The 21,144-nt window shown below is 66.8% G+C and carries 18 protein-coding genes and 2 tRNA genes; 8 read left to right on the top strand and 12 right to left on the bottom strand.

Annotated features, from left to right (window positions below; all coding sequences use genetic code 11):
* Nucleotides 1-83 precede the first annotated feature (83 nt).
* Both CHB74_RS07635 and CHB74_RS07630 read right to left on the bottom strand, forming a co-directional pair.
* A complete protein-coding gene (locus CHB74_RS07635; protein WP_089219035.1) occupies nucleotides 84-1,313 on the bottom strand; it encodes a copper resistance protein B in 1,230 nt (409 codons plus the stop codon).
* Nucleotides 1,310-3,031, bottom strand: a complete 1,722-nt coding sequence (locus CHB74_RS07630; RefSeq protein WP_089219034.1) for a copper resistance system multicopper oxidase — start codon at nucleotides 3,029-3,031, stop codon at nucleotides 1,310-1,312. Before CHB74_RS07630 ends, CHB74_RS07635 begins: the two co-directional genes overlap by 4 nt.
* Before the next feature lie 197 nt (nucleotides 3,032-3,228).
* On the opposite strand from CHB74_RS07630, the gene CHB74_RS07625 reads away from it, so the two are divergent.
* The 4 genes from CHB74_RS07625 to CHB74_RS07610 all read left to right on the top strand — a co-directional run bounded on the left by CHB74_RS07625 (nucleotide 3,229) and on the right by CHB74_RS07610 (nucleotide 7,110).
* Nucleotides 3,229-4,380, top strand: coding sequence for an epoxide hydrolase family protein (locus CHB74_RS07625; RefSeq protein ID WP_089219033.1), 1,152 nt, complete (start codon nucleotides 3,229-3,231; stop codon nucleotides 4,378-4,380).
* A 28-nt stretch (nucleotides 4,381-4,408) separates the two neighbouring features.
* Complete coding sequence (locus tag CHB74_RS07620; RefSeq protein ID WP_089219032.1) at nucleotides 4,409-4,813, top strand: RidA family protein; 405 nt, start codon at nucleotides 4,409-4,411, stop codon at nucleotides 4,811-4,813.
* 29 nt (nucleotides 4,814-4,842) lie between these two features.
* On the top strand, nucleotides 4,843-5,640 hold the full coding sequence (locus CHB74_RS07615) for an SDR family NAD(P)-dependent oxidoreductase (protein ID WP_089219031.1): 798 nt from the start codon (nucleotides 4,843-4,845) through the stop codon (nucleotides 5,638-5,640).
* An 81-nt stretch (nucleotides 5,641-5,721) separates the two neighbouring features.
* A complete protein-coding gene (locus tag CHB74_RS07610) occupies nucleotides 5,722-7,110 on the top strand; it encodes an OprO/OprP family phosphate-selective porin (protein ID WP_089219030.1) in 1,389 nt (462 codons plus the stop codon).
* Nucleotides 7,111-7,356: 246 nt separating this feature from the next.
* Here the strand turns inward: CHB74_RS07610 and CHB74_RS07605 are convergent.
* The 3 genes from CHB74_RS07605 to moaA form a co-directional block, all read right to left on the bottom strand.
* Nucleotides 7,357-7,431: transfer RNA gene (locus CHB74_RS07605), tRNA-Asn, on the bottom strand.
* An 89-nt stretch (nucleotides 7,432-7,520) separates the two neighbouring features.
* Complete coding sequence (locus CHB74_RS07600; protein ID WP_089219029.1) at nucleotides 7,521-8,297, bottom strand: NAD kinase; 777 nt, start codon at nucleotides 8,295-8,297, stop codon at nucleotides 7,521-7,523.
* Entirely contained in the window at nucleotides 8,294-9,313 is a 1,020-nt protein-coding gene (gene moaA, locus CHB74_RS07595; protein ID WP_089219028.1) for a GTP 3',8-cyclase MoaA, read from the bottom strand. Before moaA ends, CHB74_RS07600 begins: the two co-directional genes overlap by 4 nt.
* 269 nt (nucleotides 9,314-9,582) lie before the next feature.
* Here moaA and CHB74_RS07590 point away from each other — a divergent pair, with 269 nt between their 5' ends.
* Entirely contained in the window at nucleotides 9,583-11,259 is a 1,677-nt protein-coding gene (locus CHB74_RS07590; RefSeq protein WP_179220753.1) for a putative bifunctional diguanylate cyclase/phosphodiesterase, read from the top strand.
* Between the two features lie 38 nt (nucleotides 11,260-11,297).
* A complete protein-coding gene (locus CHB74_RS07585; RefSeq protein WP_089219026.1) occupies nucleotides 11,298-11,999 on the top strand; it encodes a hypothetical protein in 702 nt (233 codons plus the stop codon).
* Nucleotides 12,000-12,033: 34 nt separating this feature from the next.
* Here CHB74_RS07585 and recN read toward each other — a convergent pair whose 3' ends face one another.
* The 7 genes from recN to CHB74_RS07550 form a co-directional block, all read right to left on the bottom strand.
* Nucleotides 12,034-13,695, bottom strand: a complete 1,662-nt coding sequence (gene recN, locus CHB74_RS07580) for a DNA repair protein RecN (protein ID WP_089219025.1) — start codon at nucleotides 13,693-13,695, stop codon at nucleotides 12,034-12,036.
* A gap of 42 nt (nucleotides 13,696-13,737) precedes the next feature.
* Nucleotides 13,738-14,514, bottom strand: coding sequence for an outer membrane protein assembly factor BamD (locus CHB74_RS07575; protein WP_089219024.1), 777 nt, complete (start codon nucleotides 14,512-14,514; stop codon nucleotides 13,738-13,740).
* 89 nt (nucleotides 14,515-14,603) lie between these two features.
* Nucleotides 14,604-14,972, bottom strand: a complete 369-nt coding sequence (locus CHB74_RS07570; protein ID WP_089219113.1) for an MTH938/NDUFAF3 family protein — start codon at nucleotides 14,970-14,972, stop codon at nucleotides 14,604-14,606.
* Nucleotides 14,973-14,995: 23 nt separating this feature from the next.
* Nucleotides 14,996-15,970, bottom strand: coding sequence for a protein translocase subunit SecF (gene secF / locus CHB74_RS07565; RefSeq protein WP_089219023.1), 975 nt, complete (start codon nucleotides 15,968-15,970; stop codon nucleotides 14,996-14,998).
* A 15-nt stretch (nucleotides 15,971-15,985) separates the two neighbouring features.
* A complete protein-coding gene (gene secD / locus CHB74_RS07560) occupies nucleotides 15,986-17,584 on the bottom strand; it encodes a protein translocase subunit SecD (RefSeq protein ID WP_089219022.1) in 1,599 nt (532 codons plus the stop codon).
* 8 nt (nucleotides 17,585-17,592) lie between these two features.
* Complete coding sequence (gene yajC, locus CHB74_RS07555; RefSeq protein ID WP_089219021.1) at nucleotides 17,593-17,931, bottom strand: preprotein translocase subunit YajC; 339 nt, start codon at nucleotides 17,929-17,931, stop codon at nucleotides 17,593-17,595.
* 234 nt (nucleotides 17,932-18,165) lie between these two features.
* A complete protein-coding gene (locus CHB74_RS07550; protein WP_089219020.1) occupies nucleotides 18,166-18,648 on the bottom strand; it encodes a PaaI family thioesterase in 483 nt (160 codons plus the stop codon).
* Nucleotides 18,649-18,809: 161 nt separating this feature from the next.
* Here CHB74_RS07550 and CHB74_RS07545 point away from each other — a divergent pair.
* Nucleotides 18,810-18,886: transfer RNA gene (locus CHB74_RS07545), tRNA-Pro, on the top strand.
* Nucleotides 18,887-19,050: 164 nt separating this feature from the next.
* A complete protein-coding gene (locus tag CHB74_RS07540; protein ID WP_089219019.1) occupies nucleotides 19,051-21,144 on the top strand; it encodes an autotransporter assembly complex protein TamA in 2,094 nt (697 codons plus the stop codon).

Below are 21,144 nucleotides of genomic sequence, written 5' to 3'. Positions count from 1 at the left end.
GTGGAATTACCTGCTGACTCGGAAAGCGCGACAAGCAAATAGCTTAGAGCATTCGAGCCGACGCAGTCGGATCGGAAACTGCTCTAGAACCAGGCGCGCAGGCCGATAAGCGCACGCCAGCCGCCGACGCCTTCGCCCTCGGCCCGCGCGAAATCGGCGGTGTCGCCGATCTTCCGTTCATATTCGACGCCCACATAAGGGGCGAATTCGCGCACGAATTCGTAGCGCAGCCGGACGCCGGCCTCGATCGACGACAGGCCCGATCCGATGCCGAGTTCGGGCACGTCCTGCGCCGCCAGATCGAATTCGATGCGCGGCTGGACAATCAGCTTCTGCGTGATGCGCTGATCATATTCGGCCTCCACCCGCGCGGTGAGATCGCCCTTGTCCGACAGGAAGGCGGCCGCGTCGATTTCGAACCAGTAAGGCGCAAGGCCCTGGATGCCGAAGACGGCATAGGTGTGATCCTCGCCATGCCGACGGAAATCGGTGCGGATGCCGGTCTGCAGATCGAACCACGGGTTCACCGCATGGCTCCACAGCGCCTGCACCTCGGCTTCCTCGAAGCCACCGTTGAAGCTGCCTTCGCCCTCGGTCTTGACCCATAATTTGTCGATGTCGCCGCCCGTCCAGCCCTGCGCATCCCACAGATAGGCGTCGGTGCCGTCACCGATCCGTGCCTCCAGCCGATCGGCCATCAGCATATGCGCGGTGCCGCCGCCATGTTCCTTGGCGAGCTGCGCGCGCGCGGCAGCCATCGCTTCGGGCGTGAAACTGGCATCGGCGGCATGGCGCGGACCGGAAAGCGCGCCCGGCGGCGGCGGGGCGACCGGCGGGAGCGCGTTGGCGGTGGTGCCGCCCATATTGTGCCCGGCATGTGGATCGGCCGCTTGAGTGCCACCCATGTCGTGCCCGGCATGTGGATCGGCCGCCTGAGCGCCACCCATGTCGTGCCCGGCATGTGGATCGGCCGCTTGAGTGCCGCTCATGTCGTGCCCGGCATGCGGGTCAGCCGCCTGAGTGCCGCTCATGTCGTGCCCGGCATGCGGGTCAGCGGCCTGAGCGCCACCCATGTCGTGTCCGGCATGCGGGTCGGCCGCTTGAGTGCCGCCGATGTCGTGCCCGGCATGCGGGTCAGCGGCCTGAGCGCCACTCATGCCATGCCCGGCATGTGGATCGGCTGCCTGAGCGCCGTCCATATTGTGCCCGGCATGCGGGTCAGCCGCCTGAGTGCCGCTCATGTCGTGCCCGGCATGCTGGGCGAGCGCGGGGGTGGCCGTTGTGATCAACAGCGCGATGGCGATCTTCTTCATGCCGCCTCTCCTTCGAGCGGGCGGACACTGACGACGCGGAACATCCCGGCATGCATGTGCAGCAGCAGGTGGCAATGGAAGGCCCAGTCGCCCGGCGCGTCGGCGGTCAGATCGAAATCGACGATGCCGCCCGGCAGCACGTTCACCGTATGCTTCACCGGATGGTTGCCGGTATGGCCGTTCACCACCTCGAAGAAGTGGCCGTGCAGGTGGATCGGGTGGGCCATCATGCTGTCGTTCACCAGCCGCACGCGCACGCGTTCGTTGCGTTCGAAGCGGATTGGTTCGGTGCCCTCGCTATATTTCTCGCCGTCGAACGACCACATGAAGCGTTCCATCGTGCCGGTCAGATGCAGCTCAACCGTGCGGGTCGGCGCCCGCGTGTCGGGATTGGGGGTGAGCGAGATGAGGTCGCGATAGGTGAGCACCTTGTGGCCCACATCTTCCAGCCCCAGCCCCGGGTCGCCGGTGCGGTCGACCGGCATGGACGCGATCGATTCGACGCCGACGCCCACCGTCATGCCGGGGGGTGCCTTGCTCTTGTCGCGCATCTTCATCGAACCATGGTCCATGGCCGCGCCGTCGCCATGGTCCATGCCGGAATGATCCATGCCGCCCATGCCCATGTCCTTCATGGTCAATGTCGGACGGGGGCGCAGCGGCGGCACTTCGGCCGACATGCCCGCGCGCGGCGCCAGCGTGCCGCGTGCCATGCCCGAACGATCGACCGATTCGGCGACCAGGGTGAAGGCGCGATCCTCCGTCGGGGCGACGATCACGTCGAAGGTTTCGGCGACGGTGATCTGGAACTCGTCCACCGTCACGGGGCGCACATATTGCCCGTCCGAACCGACCACCGTCATCGGCAGGCCGGGGATGCGGACGTTGAAGATCGTCATGGCCGATGCGTTGATGAAGCGCAGGCGGACGCGTTCGCCCGGCCGGAACAGGCCCGTCCAGTTTTCGCCCGGCCCATGGCCGTTGATCAGATAGGTGTAGGTGGTGCCGGTGACGTCCGAAATGTCGGTCGGGTCCATCCGCATCCGCCCCCACGTCGCGCGGTCGGCGGCGGACATCGGGGCGTTGTCGATCAGGGTCTGCTGCTGGCGGTTGAAATAGCCGCCCTGCGCCTTGAGCTTGCGGAAGATTTCGTGGGGGTGGAGGAAGCTCCAGTCCGACAGCACGATCACATGTTCGCGGTCATAGGCCACCGGATCGGCACCCGCCGGATCGATGATGATCGGCCCATAATGACCCATCTGTTCCTGCAGGCCCGAATGGCTGTGATACCAATAGGTGCCCGATTGCTTGATCGGGAATTCATAGGTGAAGGTTTCGCGCGGGCGGATGCCGGGGAAGCTGACGCCCGGCACGCCATCCATCTGGAACGGCAGGATCAGCCCGTGCCAGTGGATCGACGTGTCCTCGTCCAGCGTGTTGGTGACGGCCAGGCGCACATTCTGCCCTTCGCGCAGGCGGATCAGCGGCGCCGGCAGCGTGCCGTTGACGGTGATGGCATGGCCCGTCCGCCCGCCGACGGTGAAGGCGGAATGGCCGATCTTCAGCGCGATATCCTCGCCCGACAAAGTGGGCATGTCGGGCTTCAGCCCGCCGGTGCCGCTCTGCGCCCAGGCGGGCAGCGCCGCGTTCAGCATCAATCCGCCGCTCAGCAGCGACGCGCCGCGCAACAGGCCGCGGCGGTCGATCAGGTCGTTCATCTCGGTTCCCAAAATGCCCAGGCTCAAAAACAGTCCCTATCACTGCATTACGCGGGCGGCGCGCTTATCCCTCATCCCAGTTGATGGGGCGCGAACAAAAGCATGGCTTTTGTGATGGCTTGCCAGCCTTAGAGCGCGCTCTAATCTTCCGTCGAAGGCGACAGACGCCATGAACAATGATCGGAGGATGGCCGGCAATGAGCATCACCCCCTTCACCATCGCGGTGCCGCAGGACAAGCTCGACTGGATCGCACGGCGGCTGAAGGACGCGCATTGGCCGACGCCGGCGGCGGGCGATCCCTGGGCCTATGGCGCCAGCATCGCCGAGATGCGGAGCCTCGTCGATTATTGGCTGACCGGATATGACTGGCGCGCGCGAGAGCGGGAACTCAACCGCTTTCCCCACTTCAAGGGCCATGTCGAGGTCGACGGCGCGGCCTATGACGTCCATTTCATCCATGTCCAGGGCAAGGGGCCGAACCCGACGCCGGTGATCATCACCCATGGCTGGCCCGGCTCCTTCGTGGAATTCATGGAGGTGATCGAACCGCTGACCGATCCGGCGCGCTTTGGCGGCGATCCGGCCGATGCGGTGTCGGTCGTGATCCCCTCGCTGATCGGCTACGGCTTTTCGTCCAAGCCTGCCCGGCCGATCGGCCCGCGCACCATCGCGCGTGCCTTCGACACGCTGATGCGCGAGGAACTCGGCTATGCCAGCTATATCGCGCAAGGGGGCGACTGGGGGTCTTCGGTGTCCGGCTGGCTCGGCTATGAAGGGCAGGGGTGCCGCGCCATCCACCTCAACTTCACTTTCGGCTGGACCAACCCGGACGCGCATCCGCAGACCGAGGAGGAGATCGCCGCCGCCCAGAATCTCCAGAATATCTGGCGGGGGGAAAGCGGCTATATGGTCATCCAGTCGACCAAGCCGGTGACGCTCGATCACGCGATGGCGGATAGCCCGCTGGGCGTCGCCGCGTGGATCGTCGAGAAGTTCCACACCTGGTCCGAACTCGTCGATGGCGATCTCTGGTCGGTCTATACGCGCGACCGGATCATCGACAATCTGATGGTCTATCTCGTCACCGATACGTTCGGCACCGCGTCCTGGCTCTATCGCGGCGTGTTCGACGAACCTGTGCCGGCGGGCGCACGGGTGGAAAAGCCGGTGGCGGTGGCGAACTTCCCCGGCGAACTGGCCCGCTTCCCGCGCAGCACGGTGGAGAAGAGCTACAATGTCGTGCGCTGGGCCGATCTGCCCAAGGGCGGCCATTTCGCCGCGATGGAGCAGCCCGCCTTGTTCGTGGACGAACTGCGCGCCGCGCTGCGCGACCTTCGCGCCGCCTGACCCTTCACACCCCAAAGCAGGAACCATCATGAGCGTCCAGCACATCAACCCCGACAGCCTGTTCAAGCTAGACGGCTTCGCGCAGATTTCCGTGCCGCCGGCCGGCAAGCGGCTGGCCCATATCGCCGGGCAGACCGCGCTCGACACCAGCCTGCAACTGCCCAGCCGGGATTTTCACGATCAGGTGGTGCTCGCCTTCCGCAATGTCGCGCATGCGCTTGCCGCGCTGGGCGCGACGACGGCGGACGTGGTCAGCATGACCTTCTACATCGTCGGCTTGACCGACGAGAAGTTCCAGCGCTTCGTGGCGGCGATGAACGTGGCGCTCGACGGCCAGCCTTTCCCCGCCAACGCGTCCTCGGTGATCGGTATCGAGCGGCTGGCGCTGGAAGGGCTGGAGATCGAGATGACCACCGTCGTCGCGATCGACTGAACGACAGAAAGAAACGTTAGGGAGTGGATATGGCGCAGGGCAGGCTTCAGGGGCGCACCGCGCTCATCACCGGCGGCGGCGAAGGCATCGGGCGCGGCATGGCGCGGCGCATGGCGGCCGAAGGCGCGGCGGTGGTGATCGCGGATTTCCAGGCCGAACTGGGCGAACGCACCGCGCAGGCCCTGCGCGACGATTTCGGTGTGGACAGCCTGGCCGTCGCCACCGACGTGCGCGATCGCGGCCAGCTGCTCGGCGCGATCGACGCCGCCACCGCGCGTTTTGGCGCGGTCGACATCCTCGTCAACAACGCCTGGGGCGGATCGACCGTCGCCCGGCTGGAGGACAAGAGCGAGGAGATCATGGCCGGCGGGCTGCAAATGGCGCTGTGGCCAACCTTCTGGGCGATGCAGGCGGTGTTCCCGTCGATGAAGGAACGGCGCTGGGGCCGGATCATCAACATGTGCTCGCTGAACGGCGTCAACGCGCATCTTTATTCGGCCGAATATAATGTCGCCAAGGAAGCGGTGCGCGCGCTCACCCGCACGGCGGCGCGCGAATGGGCGAAGCACGGCATCACCGCCAATGTCATCTGCCCCGGCGCGGCATCGGCCGCATATGAACGCTATGCCGCGATGAGCCCGGAAAATGCGGCGAAGACGGCCGCCGCCGTGCCGATGGGCTGGGTGGGCGATCCCGAACGCGATATCGGCCCGGTGGCGGTGTTCCTCGCCTCGGAGGACAGCCGCTACATGACGGGCAACACGCTGTTCGTGGATGGCGGCGGCCATATCAACGGCGTGCCGTGGGAACCCCAGTTGCCGGAATGAGGCCCCGGCTGGCCGCGCTATTGACATTTTGACACAAAAGTCGATCGGAACAGCAACAATGCGTCCGTAGGGGGCCCCCGCATGTCTGCGTTCCTGAAGTTTCCCGTGGCGGTGCCGTTCGGCATCGGCCTTGCGCTGGCCCTGCCGGCTCCGCTTGCCGCGCAGACGATCAGCGCGGCCGAGGCAGAAGCGCTGCGCCAGGAGATCCGGGAACTGAAGGCGAAGCTGGCCGACGTCGAAAACCGGCTCGGGCCGGAAACGCCGGCGGCCGCACCCGCGGCGCCCGCCGCTGCCGCGAAAGCCCCGCCGCCGGCCACGACGATCCAGTGGAAGGGATCGCCGCAATTCGTCAGCGAGGATCGCGCCTTCAAGGTCAAGGGCCGCATCCAGGCCGATGCCGGCTATGTGACGCCGCCCGATGGCACCAGCGACCAGGGTTTCGGTTCGACCAGCGAGTTCCGCCGCATCCGGCTGGGTGGTGAAGGCAAGCTGGGCGGCGGCATCGGCTACAAGCTGGAAGTCGAGCTGTCCGACAATGCGGTCGATCTGGTCGACACCTTCGTCACCTATGAAACCAAGTCCTGGCTGATCAGCATCGGCAATCAGAACCAGTTCCAGTCGCTCGACGAACTGACCGGCGATACCACCGGATCGACGATGGAGCGCGCGGCCTTCACCGATGCGTTCAACTTCGAACGGCGGCTGGGCATCGCGGCGCAATATCGCGCGAAGGACTGGCTATTCCAGGCGGGCCTGTTCACCGACGATATCGGCGCGCTTTCGAACGACAGCGACGGGCCGGACGGCGGCGACGAAAATAACAGCTACGGCGTCGACGGCCGTATCGTGTTCGCCCCCAAGGTCGATGGCACCCAGCTCCATTTCGGCGCTTCGGGCCATTGGCGCACGCTGAACCGGCTGACCGATTCGTCGACGCGCTATCGCCAGCGCCCCTATCTCCACGGCACCAACAGCCGCGTGCTCGCCACGCCGTCGATGAATGTCGAGAACGAGGTGCATTATGGCGCCGAGGCCGCGATGATCAGCGGCCCCTGGCATGCGGTGGGCGAAGTGCACTGGCTGCGCTCCGATCAGCGCGATGCGCCCACGGCGGGCTTCTTCGGCGGCTATGCGGAGGTCGGCTATTTCTTCACCAAGGGCGATACGCGCAGCTACAAGAATGGCATCTTCGGAGGCGTCAATCCGGCCAGCCCGCTGAACGATGGCGGCATGGGCGCGCTCCAGCTCAACCTGCGCTACGATTATCTCGATCTGATCGATCGCTCGGCCGGGATCGTCGGCGGCAAGCAGAACGCGATCATCGCCGCCCTGGTGTGGACGCCGATCGATTATCTGCGCCTCAACCTGAATTACGGCTATCTGATGTACGACGATGCCGCGATCAACTCGACCAGCGGCAACGACTATAATCTCCACGTTGTCGGCACGCGCATCGAACTGGATTTCTAAGCCGGGCGCGGCTGACCAACTGATACCGGCAAATTGGCGGGGGCGGGGCGCGTTCGATCGCGCTGCCGCCTCTGCGCTTGAGATTCGCCGTTGAACTGTCGTGGCGGGCGAGGCTTTCCCGACGGTGCCTGCCACTGCGTATCAGGGCGATCTGCGAACATTTGGATGTGGGAACGGGTGTGGGAATGCCGCTTTCGGCATAGCTCCGCCCTCGCTGGAAAATCGCAGATTTTCAGGAAGGTGGAGTGGCTCCCCGGGCCTGATTCGAACAGGCGGCCGTCCGATTAACAGTCGGATGCTCTACCGCTGAGCTACCGGGGAACACTCATCCGCTGCGACATGGCGTCGAAGCGAGGCGCGCCTATAGCAGCGGCTTGGCGAAGGTGGCAACCCCCCCAATTCCACCTTTTTTAAACGGCGAACTGTTCCATCGTAATCCGGTCGTCCAGCGCGTGTTCCGGGTCGAACAGCAGGGTCAGCGAACTGGCGCGATCAATGGCGACCGCCACGGTGGCGACGTCGCGCACTTCGCGCTGATCGGCCACGGCGCTGACCGGACGTTTGACGGGATCGAGCACGCGGAACATGATTCGCGTCCGTTCGGGCAGAATCGCGCCGCGCCACCGCCGGGGGCGGAAGGGGCTGATCGGGGTGAGCGCGATCAGCGCCGAATCGAGCGGCAGGATCGGCCCTTGCGCAGAAAGATTATAGGCGGTCGAACCGGCGGGGGTGGAAACGAGCACGCCGTCGCACACCAGTTCCGGCATCACGACACGATCGTTGACCAGCACTTCCAGCTTCGCTGTCTGCCGCGTTTCGCGAAGCAGCGAGACTTCGTTGATCGCGGGATAGGACACGCTTTCGCCATCCACCGTCACGATCTCCATGCGCAGCGGCGTGACGGTGAAGGTCTTGGCCCGCTCGATCCGATTTTCGAGCAGGTCGGGGCTCCATTCGTTCATCAGGAAGCCGACGGTGCCAAGGTTCATGCCGAACACGGGCAGGATACGCCGCCGATCGAGCATGCCGTGCAGCGTCTGGAGCAGGAAGCCGTCTCCGCCCAGCGCGACGGCCATCGTCGCCTGTTCGATCGGCACCCATTCGTAACGGTCGCGCAGCACCTTGGCCGCCTCCTGGGCGGGTTCGGTCGGGGAATGGATCAGGGCAAGCTTGAGTTCTGCGGTCATCCGCCGGTAACGCTCATATGTCGTTGCACCGCGGGGGCGGCATTCCGCTCTTCTATGCGGAAATCGTGGCGCAAAGGTTTCAGGGACATGGCCTCGTCCAGCAACGCGTCGAGCGCGGCCGGCCCGCCTTCGCGGAGCGCCGCGCGCAGATCGACCCGATCGTCATGGCCGAGGCACATATAGAGTTTGCCGGTGGCGGTGATCCGCACCCGGTTGCAGCCGGCACAGAAATTCTCGGTCAGCGGCGTGATGAAGCCGATCCGCGCGCCGAGTTCGGTGACCTGATGGTAGCGGGCCGGCCCGCCGGTGCGATCGGCCAGCGGGGTCAGCGTGTAGCGGCTGGCGAGATCGTCGCGCACGCCATCGAGCGGCAGATAGCGATCGGTGCGATCCTCGTCGATCATGCCGAGCGGCATGGTTTCGATCAGCGTCAGATCATGGCCTTCGCCCGCGCACCAGCGCAGCATCGGTTCGATCTCGGCCTCGTTCAGCCCCTTGAGCGCGACCATGTTGATCTTCACGCGCAGCCCGGCCGCCTTGGCGGCGCGAATGCCGTCCAGCACCTTGTCGACATCGCCCCAGCGGGTGATGTGGCGGAACACGGCCGGATCGCGGCTGTCGAGGCTCACATTCACCCGGCGCACGCCGGCATCGAACAGGGCGTCGGCGGAACGGGCCAGGTTGGTGCCGTTGGTGGTCAGCGTCAGTTCGTCGAGATCGCCGGTGCCGATATGGCGGCCGATCAGCCTCGCCAGGTCGGGAATGCCCCGGCGGATCAAAGGCTCACCACCCGTCAGCCGGATCTTGCGGACGCCGCGCGCAATGAATGCGTCGGCAACGGCGGCGATCTCCTCCAGCGACAGGATCTGTTCGCGCGGCATGAAGGTCATCGCTTCGGCCATGCAATAACGGCAGCGCAGGTCGCAGCGATCGGTAACCGAAATGCGCAAATAGGTGATTCGCCGGCCGAAGCCGTCGATCAGGGGCCGTCCGCCCGCCTGAACCTGCGCAGTCATGGACGAAGGCTACGGCGGTCGCAGCGCCGGGGCAACCCTCGTTGCGGCCGGATCAGCTCGTATCGTTAACGTAACGCCTCAGCATTTTCGGCCATTGGCGGCGGCCGCGAACCGGATTAGCATCGCGCCCGAACCCCAGATCGCCTGGACTCCAGACCGAAGGATGACCGCACATCGCGTCCCGGCTTGAAAGCGATGCGGATAGCGCCCCCGGCGGGCCGCCCGCGATCTTCCTCGTTTCCTTCCGCCACCGCGACGAGATCGCCGGCATGGCGGAGCGGGCGGGGTGGCGGACCGATGCCCTGAAACGCGGCGCCGGCGATGCGGAGCGCCGTTTCCTCGCCAGCGGCGCCTCGGTGGCCGTGGTCGATGCGCGCGGCGCGCTGGATGAGGGGCTGGCCGCCGTCCGCCGGCTCGCCGATCCGGTGGAAACCAATGCGGCGGCGTTGCTGGTGCTCCTGTCGCGCGGGGATGTCGCCGCGCTGGAAGCGGTGCACGCCGCCGGCGCCACCCATTATCTCGCGAGCCCCTTTGGCGAGGCTGAGTTCGCGCAGATGCTGCGCTTTGCCGATCGCCATGCCGATCGCCTGGCCCGTGGCCGCCCACGCGCGGCGATCGTGCCGTCCGGCGATCAGGATGGCGTGCGCAACCGGCGCAGCCGCGATGCACTGACCGGGCTGGCCGATGGCGCGGCGTTGCGCCGCTGGATCGACCGCCAGCTGAAACAGGGGGCGGCCGCCGGGCTGGATGGCCCGTCCTGCGTGGCGATGCTGCTGTCGGTTACGCGGTTCGAGGCGATCAACGCGGCCTTCGGCACCTCGGCCGGGGACAAGGCGTTGCAGGCGGTCGCGCGCCGCATCGAACGCCAGCTCGATCCGGCGGAGGCGCGGCGCGGTTGCGTGGCGCGGGTGGCGGGGGCCGAGTTCGCGGTGGCGCTGGCGGCGCCGGTCACGATCGACGATGCGCGCCGCATCGCCGCCGATCTGGAGGATGCGATCGCGCGGCCCTTCGCGGTCGACCAGCATGTCATCGCATTATCCTGCCGGATCGGCATCGCCTGTGCCGACGCCGCCGATCAGGGCGCTGCGCTGCTGCGTCGCGCCAGCCTTGCGCTCGCCGAAGCCAAAACGGGGGATGGCGGGCGGGCGCTGGCGCTCGACGCCGGGGGCGAGGCCCGGGCCGCGCATGACAGCCGGCTTGAAGTCGATCTGCGCGCCGCGCTCGATCGCGACGAGATCGGCATCCTGTTCCAGCCGCAGGTCTCCGTAACCAGCGGCGCGATCGTCGGTGTCGAGGCGCTGGCGCGCTGGCACCACCCCGAACGCGGGGCGCTGGGCGCTGCCACGCTGTTCGCGGCGGCCGAACGTTCGGACTATCTGGTCCAGCTTTCCGAACATGTGCAGCGCAAGGCGATCCGCATGGCGGCGGGCTGGCAGGGCGCACTCGCCGATCTGCGGCTGGCGGTGAACGTCACCGCCGCCGACATTGCCCGCCCCGGCTTCGCCGCGCGGCTGCTGGCGATGGTGGATGACGAAGGCTTCCCCCGCGCACGGCTGACGGTGGAGGTTACCGAAAGCGGGCTGATCGACGATCTTGGCCAGGCGGCCGCTTTCCTTGGCGAATTGCGCGCGGCGGGCCTGCGCGTCGCGATCGACGATTTCGGCACGGGCTATTCCAGCCTCGCCTATCTCAAGGCGCTGCCGCTCGATTATCTCAAGATCGATCAGCGGCTGGCGCAGGACATTACGGGCTCGGCGCGCGATCGCGTGGTGGTGCGCGGCGTGATCGAAATGGCCCGTTCGCTCGGGCTGGCCGTCATCGCGGAAGGGGTGGAGACCGAGGAGCAACTGGCGCTGCTCGCCGCGGAGGGCTGCAACATCTATCAGGGCTTCCTGCGCGCGCCACCGCTGGATGAAGGCGCGCTTCAGCAATTGATGTCGGAATAATTGCGGGAACTCCGGTGGTTGCCGCGCGTCATGGGGGAATGCCGATCTTGCGTAACCTGACGATTGCCTGCACGTCCCTCCTCCTCATGGCCGCATCCGCCCCGGCGCACGCGACGGCCGAAACCGCCCGCGACATCATGGTCAGCGCGGCCTATCAGACCAGCGACAAGGCGACCGCGCTGGCGATGATCGACAAGGCGCTGCAGCGCGCCGATGCGGTGCTGGCGGCCCGGCCGGGCGATCGCGAGGCGATGCTGCAACGGGGTGTGGCGATCGGCTATCGCGGCAAGCTCGCGCGCAATATCGGCGATGCCAAGGCGGCGCGGGCGATTTTCGAGGAGCTGGTGAAAGCCAATCCGCGCGATGCGGAAGCGCAGATGCTGCTCGCCGGCTGGCATCTCGATGCGATCGCCCAACTGGGTGGCCTTCTGGCCCGCACGGCGCTCGGCGCGCGGCAGTCCGCCGGCGATGCGGCGCTCGATCGCTCGGTCGCGCTGGGCGGCAACCGTGCGCTCTACCCGGGGATGGCCGCGATCTTGCGGATTCGGGAGAATCCCAAGAATGTGCCGCTCGCGCTCAAGCTGGCGACGGCGGCGATCGCCGCGCCCGCGCCCACGCCACTCGATCGGCATGTGAAGCGGGCGGTCGAAACCTTGCTGCCGTCGTTGCGCGCCAATGACGGCAAGGCCGCCGCGATGATGGCGCGGCGGCTCGTGCCCTTCGGCCGGATCACCAACTAGCCGCCAGGCCGGTTCTGGGCCGGTTCTGGGCCGGTCAGGCCGCTTCGAGCAGCCGTGCCGCCTGCGCGCGCGCCTCGTCGGTTACCGCCGCGCCGCTCAGCATCCGCGCGATTTCCTCGCGTCGCTCGGCGGCGTCGAGCGCGGTGACGCCGGTCCGGGTGACGAGCCCGTCATGGCTCTTGGCGATCAGCCAATGCGCGTCGGCGCGCGCCGCCACCTGCGGGCTGTGGGTGACGACCAGCAACTGCGCCCGCGTCGCCAGCCGCGCCAGCCGTTCGCCAATGGCGCTTGCCACCGCGCCACCGACACCGCGGTCGATTTCATCGAACACCATCGTCGTGGCACCACCTTCCTCGGCCAGCGCGACCTTGAGCGCGAGGATGAAGCGGCTCAGTTCGCCACCGCTGGCGATCTTGATCAACGGGGCGAAGGGCGCGCCCGGATTGGTCGAAATCTCGAACTCCACCCGATCGCGCCCGGTGGCGTTCCACTGGCTTTCGGGCAGCGGCTCGACGGTGGTGCGGAAGCGTGCGGCGTCGAGCTTGAGCGGCGGCAGTTCGCCCGCCACCGCCGCGTCGAGCCGGGCGGCGGCGGCGGTCCGCGCCTGGCTGAGCGCTGCTGTCGCAGCGTCATAGGCTGCGCGCGCGCCGGCCCGTTCGGCTTCGAGCCGCGTGATCCCGGCGCCACCGGCCTCGATCCGGCCGAGCCGTTCGGCAAGTTCGGCGGCAAGCCCCGGTAACGCATCGGGCTCCACCCGGTGCTTGCGGGCCATGGCACGCAGTTCGAACAGCCGCGTCTCCGTATCTTCCAGCCGTTGCGGATCGAAAGAGAGCGCGTCGCGCGCGCCGGCAAGCCGTTCTTCGGCTTCCGATGCTTCGATGACGGCGCGGTCGAGCGCTTCGAGCGCGTCGGCCAGCAGCGGATGTTCGCCGGCGATACGGTCCAGTCGGCGGGCGGCCTGGCGCAGTTGCGCGGCGCCACCGTCGGATCCTTCCAGATGGTCGGAAATGGCGGTCAGGTCTTCCGCCAGCCGCGCGCCTTTCTGCATGTCGGCGCGCGCGGCGGACAATTCCTCCTCCTCGCCCGGCTCCGCGCCCAGCGCGGTCAGTTCGGCGACGGCATGTTCCAGCCATTCACGGTCGCGCGCGGCACTTTCCAGTTCCGCATGGGCATCGGCCAGCCGCTGTTCGGCATCGCGCCAGGCGCGCCACGCATTGCCCGCATCGCCCGTGTCGATCCGGCCGAAGGCATCGAGCAGCGCGCGATGGCCGCGCGCATTCAGCAGCCCGCGATCGTCATGCTGGCCATGAATTTCGACGAGATAGGGGGCGAGTTCCTTGAGCAAAGATGCCGACGCCGCCTGATCGTTCACGGTTGCGCGGCTGCCGCCATCCGCCTTGACGATGCGACGGATCACCAGCGGTTCGCCCGGTTCCGCCGCCAGCCCGTTTTCGGCGAGCAGCTCGCTCGCGCCATGATCGTCGGGCAGGTCGAAGCTCGCTGTCACCACCGCCTGCGCCGCGCCGTTGCGCACCAGCCCGCTGTCAGCCCGCGCGCCGAGCGCGAGGCCGAGCGAATCGAGCAGGATGGATTTACCTGCGCCCGTCTCGCCGGTCAGGGCGCCGAGGCCGGTGCCGAAATCGAGGTCGAGCGCCTCGATCAGCACGACATCGCGGATCGAAAGCGCGGTCAGCACGGCGTCAGCGGGGCAGGGGAGCGGCCGGGGTGGCCCGCCGCCTCACGCCGCGTGCTTCTGCACCAGCTCATAGGCACGCTCGTACCATTTCGAGCCCGGATAATTGGCGCCAAGCACCGCCGCCGCCTTCTTCGCTTCCTCGGGCACGCCAAGGGCGAGATAGCATTCGGTGAGCCGCATCAGCGCTTCGGGCGTGTGGGTGGTCGTCTGATATTCGTCCACCACCTTGCGGAAGCGGATCGTCGCGGCCAGCCAGTCGCGCCGGCGTTCATAGAAGCGGCCGATCTCCATCTCCTTGCCGCCGAGATGGTCGCGCACGAGATCCATCTTGAGCCGCGCGTCGGCGGCATAGCGGGTGTCGGGATAGCGACGGACGACTTCGCCCAGCGAATCGAGCGCCTGCTGGGTGATCTTCTGGTCGCGCGTAACGTCCTGGATCTGTTCGTAATAGGCCACGCCGATCAGGTAGAGCGCGTAGGGCGCATCCTTGTTGCCGGGGTGGATCGACAGGAAGCGCTGCGACGACTGGATCGATTCGCGATATTGCCGGGCCAGATAATAGCTGAACGCGCTCATCAGCTGCGCACGGCGCGCCCAGGCCGAATAGGGGTGCTGGCGTTCCACCTCGTCGAACAGCACGGCCGCGATCTTGTACTGGCCGTTGTCCAGCCGTTCCATCGCGGCGTTGTAGAGCGTGTCGACATCGCGGGCGACATATTTGGTGTCGGCCTTGTTGGCGCTGTTGGACGCGCAACCTGCGAGCGGAGCGACCAGAATGGCGGCGATGGCGATGGCAATCGGGCGGGCAATTTTACGCATAGGGCGAGGTCTTAACCCAGGCTTTGCAGGCCGCCAAGCGCGAAGGCGGCGTGCGGGTGGGGGATCGTGCCGATTGGCATGATCGGGGATCAGAAGGGCAGCAACGCGGCGGCGATCCACCGGCCTTCGCCGCGCAGCACGCCCCAGGCGCGGGCGGCCGCCTTGCTGTCCATCGCCTCGACGCCGATGCCGGCGGCCTCCAGCGCACGGACGAAGGCGACGGGCGGGCGGGTCATCGCCGCGCCGGTGCCGATCAGGATGAATTCGGGCGGCGGCGCCATCGCCACCAGATCCGCGACATCGTCGATGGTGAGCGTGGCGACATCGGTCGCCGTCCAGTCGCGCGCGTCATCGGGCGTCAGTTTCAGGCCGCCGGGCACATAGCGATCGGCGACCAGATAGCCATGCCCGCGAAAGCCCCGGACGATGGGGCCTTCGGGGGTGCTATCACGATCCATGAAGGGGCCGGACATGGCGGACCTCAGGGAACCGCGCCCTCATTGTCGCGCTTGGTGACGCGCTCCGCATTGCCGGCGGCCTTGGGCGCGAAGCTCTGCGCGGTCACGCCGAGCGAGATGAGCAGCGACGAGGAGACGTAGATCGACGAATAGGTGCCGACGAGGATGCCGAGCATCATCGCGGCGGTGAAGCCGCGGATCACGTCGCCGCCGAAGATCAGCAGCGCGCCGAGCGCGATGAGCAGCGTCAACGAGGTCATCACCGTACGCGGCAGCGTTTCGTTGACCGACAGGTCGACCAGCGTCCGCATGTCCATCTGGCGATATTTGCGCAGATTTTCGCGGATACGATCGTCGATGACGATCTTGTCGTTGATCGAATAGCCGACGATGGTGAGCACGGCCGCGACGATCGACAGGTCGAACTCGATCTGGGTCAGCGCGAAGAAGCCCATGGTCACGATCACGTCGTGGACGATGGCGACGGCGGTCGAAACGCCGAACTGCCATTCGAAGCGGAACCACGAAAACAGCGCGATGCCGACGATCGACAGCACGACCGCGATCACGCCGGTGCGGATCAGCTCACCCGAAACCTTGCCCGACACGGTATCGGTGCGGCGGAACTGCACGCCGGGATATTCGGCGGACAATGCGGTCTGCACCTTCTTCACCACCGCGTTGGTGGCGCCTTCGTCGGTGGATTCGGGCAGCGGCAGGCGGATCGACACGACATTGGCCTGGCCGAACTGCTGGAGCGAGCTTTCGCCCACGCCGAGCTGGTTCACCTTGCCGCGCAGCTCATCGAGCGAAACCGGCTTCTGGAACTCGGTCTCGATCATCAGGCCGCCGACGAAGTCCACGCCGAGGTTGAGGCCGCGCATGCCGATCAGCGCCAGCGACGCGATCGTCAGCACCAGCGTGAACGAAAAGGCGATCCACCTCAGCTTCACGAAGCCGATATTGGTGTTGTCGGGGACGAGCTTGAGCAAACGCATGGGTCGATATCCCGATCAGATGGTGATGGTCTGCGGGCGCTTGGTGCGCAGCCAGCGGGAAACCATCAGGCGCGTGAGCGTGACGGCGGTGAACACCGAGGTGGCGATACCGATGATCAGCACGACGGCGAAACCCTTCACCGGCCCCGTGCCGAGCATGAACATGATCACGGCCGCGATGGTGTTGGTGATGTTCGCGTCGAAGATTGCGCGGCTGGCTTCCTTATAGCCAAGTTCGATCGACTGGATGACGTTGCGGCCGCGTCGCTGTTCCTCGCGGATACGCTCGTTGATCAGCACGTTGGCGTCAACCGCGGCGCCGATCGTCAGCACGAAGCCGGCGATGCCGGGCAGCGTCAGCGTCGCGCCGGCGAGCGCCATCACGCCCAGGACCATCAGAATGTTGATGACCAGCGCGATGTTCGCATAGACGCCGAAGCGGCCGTAGGTGACGAGCATGAAGACCACGACGGCGACGGTGGCGATGATCGCCGCGATCGTGCCCGAACGGATCGAATCCGCGCCGAGATCGGGACCGACGGTGCGTTCCTCGACCACCTTCAGCGCGACCGGCAGCTTGCCGGACTTGAGCGCGATGGCGAGTTCGTTCGCCGTCTGGACGGTGAAGTTGCCCGAAATCTGCGCCTGGCCACCGAGGATCGGTTCGTTGATGTTCGGCGCGGAAATGACCTTGCCGTCGAGGATCATCGCGAACGGCTTGCCGACATTCTCGGTCGTCACCCGGCCGAACTTGCGGCCGCCCGAATTGTTGAACGCGATGCTGGTGACGGGGCGGCCCTGCTGGTCGAAGCTCTGCTTGGCGTCGATCAGCTCGTCGCCGCTTACCATCACGCGGCGATAGACGGCGATGGCGGGCACGCCGCCGGGATTGTCGGGATAAGGCAGGATCTGGCTGCCCGGAGGCGCGCGATTGGCGGCGATGTCGGCCGGGCTCACCGTCAGGTCGACCAGCTTGAATTCCAGCTTGGCGGTCTTGCCGAGCAGCGATTTCAGCGCCTCGGGGTTCTGCAGGCCCGGCACCTGGACGACGATGCGCTCGCTGCCCTGACGGATGATCGTCGGTTCGCGCGTGCCCATTTCGTCGATGCGGCGGCGGACGACATCGGTGGCGACGTCCATCGCGTCGTTCACGGCGGTGTCGAGGCCCGATTTGGTGGGCGTCAGCACGATCCGGGTCGAATCGACCACGGCGACGTCCCAGTCGCGCTGGCCGGTCATGCCGGCGGGCTGGGTCAGCGTGCGGATGCGCTCGACCGCGGTGTCCAGCTTGGTCGTGTCGCGGACGAAGAAGCTCAGCTTCCCGCCGGCGGTGGAGATGTCACCGATCTCGATCCTGGTGTCGCCGCGCCGCATCTCGGTGCGGACATTCTCCTCCATCAGCTGGAGGCGCTGCTTGGCGACGTCGGCGGTGTCGGCTTCCAGCAGGATGTGGCTGCCGCCGGCCAGGTCGAGGCCGAGGTTGATCCTCGGCAGACCGGCCAGGCCAGCCCGCGCCAGTGTCGCTTCGGGGATCAGGCTTGGGATCGACAGCAATATGCCGACGACCACCGTGGTGACGATCGTCCAGACCTTCCAGCGCGGGAAATCGAGCATGTTGGGGCTCAGTCGTTGGCGGGCTTGGCGCCGCCGAGCGGCTGGACATCGGTGAGGGTCGCCTTGACGACCTTGATCTTCACCGAGGAGGCGATTTCGACCTCCACTTCATGCTCTTCGACCTTGGTCACCTTGCCGATGATGCCGCCGCCGGTGACGACGGTGTCGCCTTTCTTCACCGCGTCGATCTTGGCGCGATGCTCCTTCAGCTTCTTCTGCTGCGGGCGGATGATGAGGAACCAGAAGATGGCGCCAAGCAGGACGAACTGGCCGACCAGAACGGCAATGCTGCCGCCGGAGGAGGGGGCAGCGCCGGCTGCCTGGGCATATGCGGGGGTCACGAACATCGGGATAGGGCTTCCTGGAAAGCGTGGCCGTCAACAAGGCCCGGGAAAGGCGAGGCGCCTATCACGGGAAGGGCGATCCACGCAACGGTGCGCGCGCTACGCAATGTTTCGGGGCCGCTTGATTCAACGGGCTTATCGCGCTGCTGCCGGGTGCCATGCTGAATCCTGTTCAGCCCGGTCCTGTTCGACCCAGCCCTGTTCAGCCTGTCCTGTTCAGCCGCGCGGGCGGGGCGATCATGCCTCGGGCGCGAACACCATCAGCGTCGATGTGCCGTGGGCGACGATCCGTCCGCGCGAATCGGTCATGCGGATATCGGTGGCGATGATCCGCCGCCCGCCGGTGATTACCCGGCCCTCGGCGCGGATCGGGCCGCTATCGGGGCTGAGCGGGCGGGCGAAGTTCGCCTTGGTCTCGATCGTCGTATAGCCATGGCCCGGCGGCAGCGTGCTGTGCGCCGCGCAGCCGCCGGCGCTGTCGATCAGGGTCAGCGCCCAGCCGCCATGGACGGTGCCCAGCGGGTTGAGCAGATCGGGAAAGGGCGTGCCTTCGAAAATCGCCACGCCGTCACCCACTTCGACCAGCCCGAAGCCCATCAGCCGCGCGATCGGCGGGGCGGGCAGGTGGCCGGCGATCATCGCCTCCAGCATTTCGCGCCCGCTCATGCCGGCAATCTGTTGGGGCGTCGCGACGCCATAATCGCGGGGGCTGGTGGCCATGTAAGTTTCCTTTCGCTACTTATCTAGGCCTGCCGCGCGCCGGACGCAATGTCATCGCCATTGCCACCGACATGCGGCTTGCATGTGCGGGCGGACCTCAGTAAAGCGCGCCGCCTAGGGCTGGAACCTTCGGGAAACCGGGGTGGCCCTGAAGGCTAGGTCGGGGCGTAGCGCAGCCTGGTAGCGCATCAGACTGGGGGTCTGGGGGTCGCAGGTTCGAATCCTGTCGCCCCGACCAGCTTTTATCCGCCGTATATCCCGCCCCCAGCGGGATCGGCATCCCACCGCATCGCGGGGCTTTTCCATCCTTTCAAAGCGGCGTCCGCGGCTTTCGGGCCGGGCCTGCCATGGCCTGCGTTTTCCCGGCTGGCGGGGCGCATCGGGCGACGCTAGTTAACCGTCATGCAAGTGGATTTTCGCCGGCGCACTACGCGAAGCCTTGCGCTGGCCACAGCGCTGCTCGTCTGCGCGAATCCCGTGCTGGCGCAGGTGGCGGCGGATGCCACCATGCCCCCGCCGCCCGATGGCGGGCTCGATCCAACCTCGCCGATGCAGGAATTGCCCGATCTGGGCATCGCCTGGCCCGATCTCGACGCACCCGATGACGTGCCTGCCGATGCCGAGGAATCGGCCGAGCCGGCGCCGATGGACGGCGTACCGCCGGCCGTTTCGCCCATCGCCCCCGGCGCCCCGCTTGTGCAGACGGCAGAGCCGGCGGCGCCCACCCCACCCACGGCACCACCCGCCACGCCGATCGATGCATCGGCCGAGCGCCGCTACCATGTCTCGGTTTCGGGCCTCGACGGGCTGGTGGTGGCGAAGGAGAAGATCCGCGCCCAGTTCGATTCGCTTTCCGCGCTCGAAGCCGGGGACGACAAGGACGCCAACGTCGCCCAGATCGACCGGCGCGCGCGCGAAGATCAGCGGATGCTGGCCGATCTGCTGCGCGCGCACGGCTATTATGACGCCTTTGTCCGCACCCGCGTCGAAGGGCGGGGCGCCGGCGCGATCACCGTGGTGCTGGAGGCGGAGGCCGGCGAAGTCTATCGATTCACCGATGTTGAGATCGTCGGGATCGACGCTGCCGGCGACAAGGCCGATGCGCTGCGCAACGCCTTCCCGGTCAAGCGGGACGATGTGGTGGATGCCGCCGCCGTCACCGCCGCGCAGGCCAATTTGCGGCTGGCGCTCGGCCGCAGCGGTTTTCCCTTCGGCAAGCTCGACGAGGCCGAGATCGTCGTCGATCACGACACCCGCACGGCCACGTTGAAGGCCACGCTCGATCCCGGCGGCGCCAAGCGCTTTGGCGAGATCGAGACGCGCGGCCGCCCGATCTTCTCGGTCAAGCATCTCGGCCGCATCGCGCGTTTCCATCCCGGCGATCCCTATGACAGCGCCAAGGTCGATGATTTCCGGCGCGCTTTGATCCAGACCGGGCTGGTGTCTCAGGTGACGCTGACGCCCGAACCCGGTGATACGCCCGACACGGTGGACATGGCGGTGGCGCTGGAACGCGCGCCGGTGCGCACGATCGCGGGCGAACTGGGCTATGGCACGGGCGAAGGCGTGCGTGCCGAAGTGAGCTGGCAGCATCGCAACCTGATCAGCCCCGAAGGCGCCGTCACCGTGCGCGGCGTGGCCGGCACGCAGGAACAGTCGCTCGGCGTCCTGCTCCGCCGCAACAATTTCAAGGCGCGCGATCGTGTGCTCAATGCGCAGGTCGTCGCCAGCCATACCGAGCGTGACGCCTATGAAGCGCGCACCTTCACCATCGGCGCGGCGCTGGAACGGCAGACCAACATCATCTGGCAGAAGACGTGGACCTGGTCGCTGGGTGCCGAACTGGCGCTTTCCGACGAAAAGGATGTCGAGGGCGCAACCGATATTCCGCGCCGCCGCACCTTCATCATCGCCGCGCTGCCGACGACGCTGGCTTATGACGGGTCGGACGACCTGTTGAACCCGATGCGCGGCTTCCGCCTCTCGGCGCGCGTGTCGCCCGAAGCTTCCTTCCAGGGCAGCGCCTTCGCCTATTGGAAGTCGCAGGTGGATGCGAGCGCCTATCTGCCGGTCAATGATCGCTTCACCATGGCCGGGCGGGTGCGTGTCGGCGCGATCTTCGGGGCGAGCCGCGATCGCATTGCCCCGTCGCGGCGCTTCTATGCCGGCGGCGGCGGATCGGTGCGCGGCTATGGCTATCAGGATATCGGCCCGCGCGATCTGAACAACGATCCCATCGGCGGCCGCAGCCTGGCGGAATTTTCGATCGAAGGGCGCTACCGCATCGGCAATTTCGGCGTGGTGCCGTTCCTCGACGCCGGCAACATCTACACCGATGCGCTGCCCACGTTCACCGATCTGCGCTACGGCGCGGGGCTGGGCGTGCGCTATTACAGCAGCTTCGGCCCGATCCGCGTCGATGTCGGCACGCCGCTCAATCCGCAGCCGGGCGACGCGAAGGTTGCGGTCTATGTGTCGCTGGGGCAGGCTTTTTGA

The sequence above is a fragment of the Edaphosphingomonas laterariae genome (assembly GCF_900188165.1).
Lineage (GTDB): Bacteria > Pseudomonadota > Alphaproteobacteria > Sphingomonadales > Sphingomonadaceae > Sphingomonas_E > Sphingomonas_E laterariae.
This window is presented reverse-complemented; position numbering and strand designations above follow the sequence as displayed.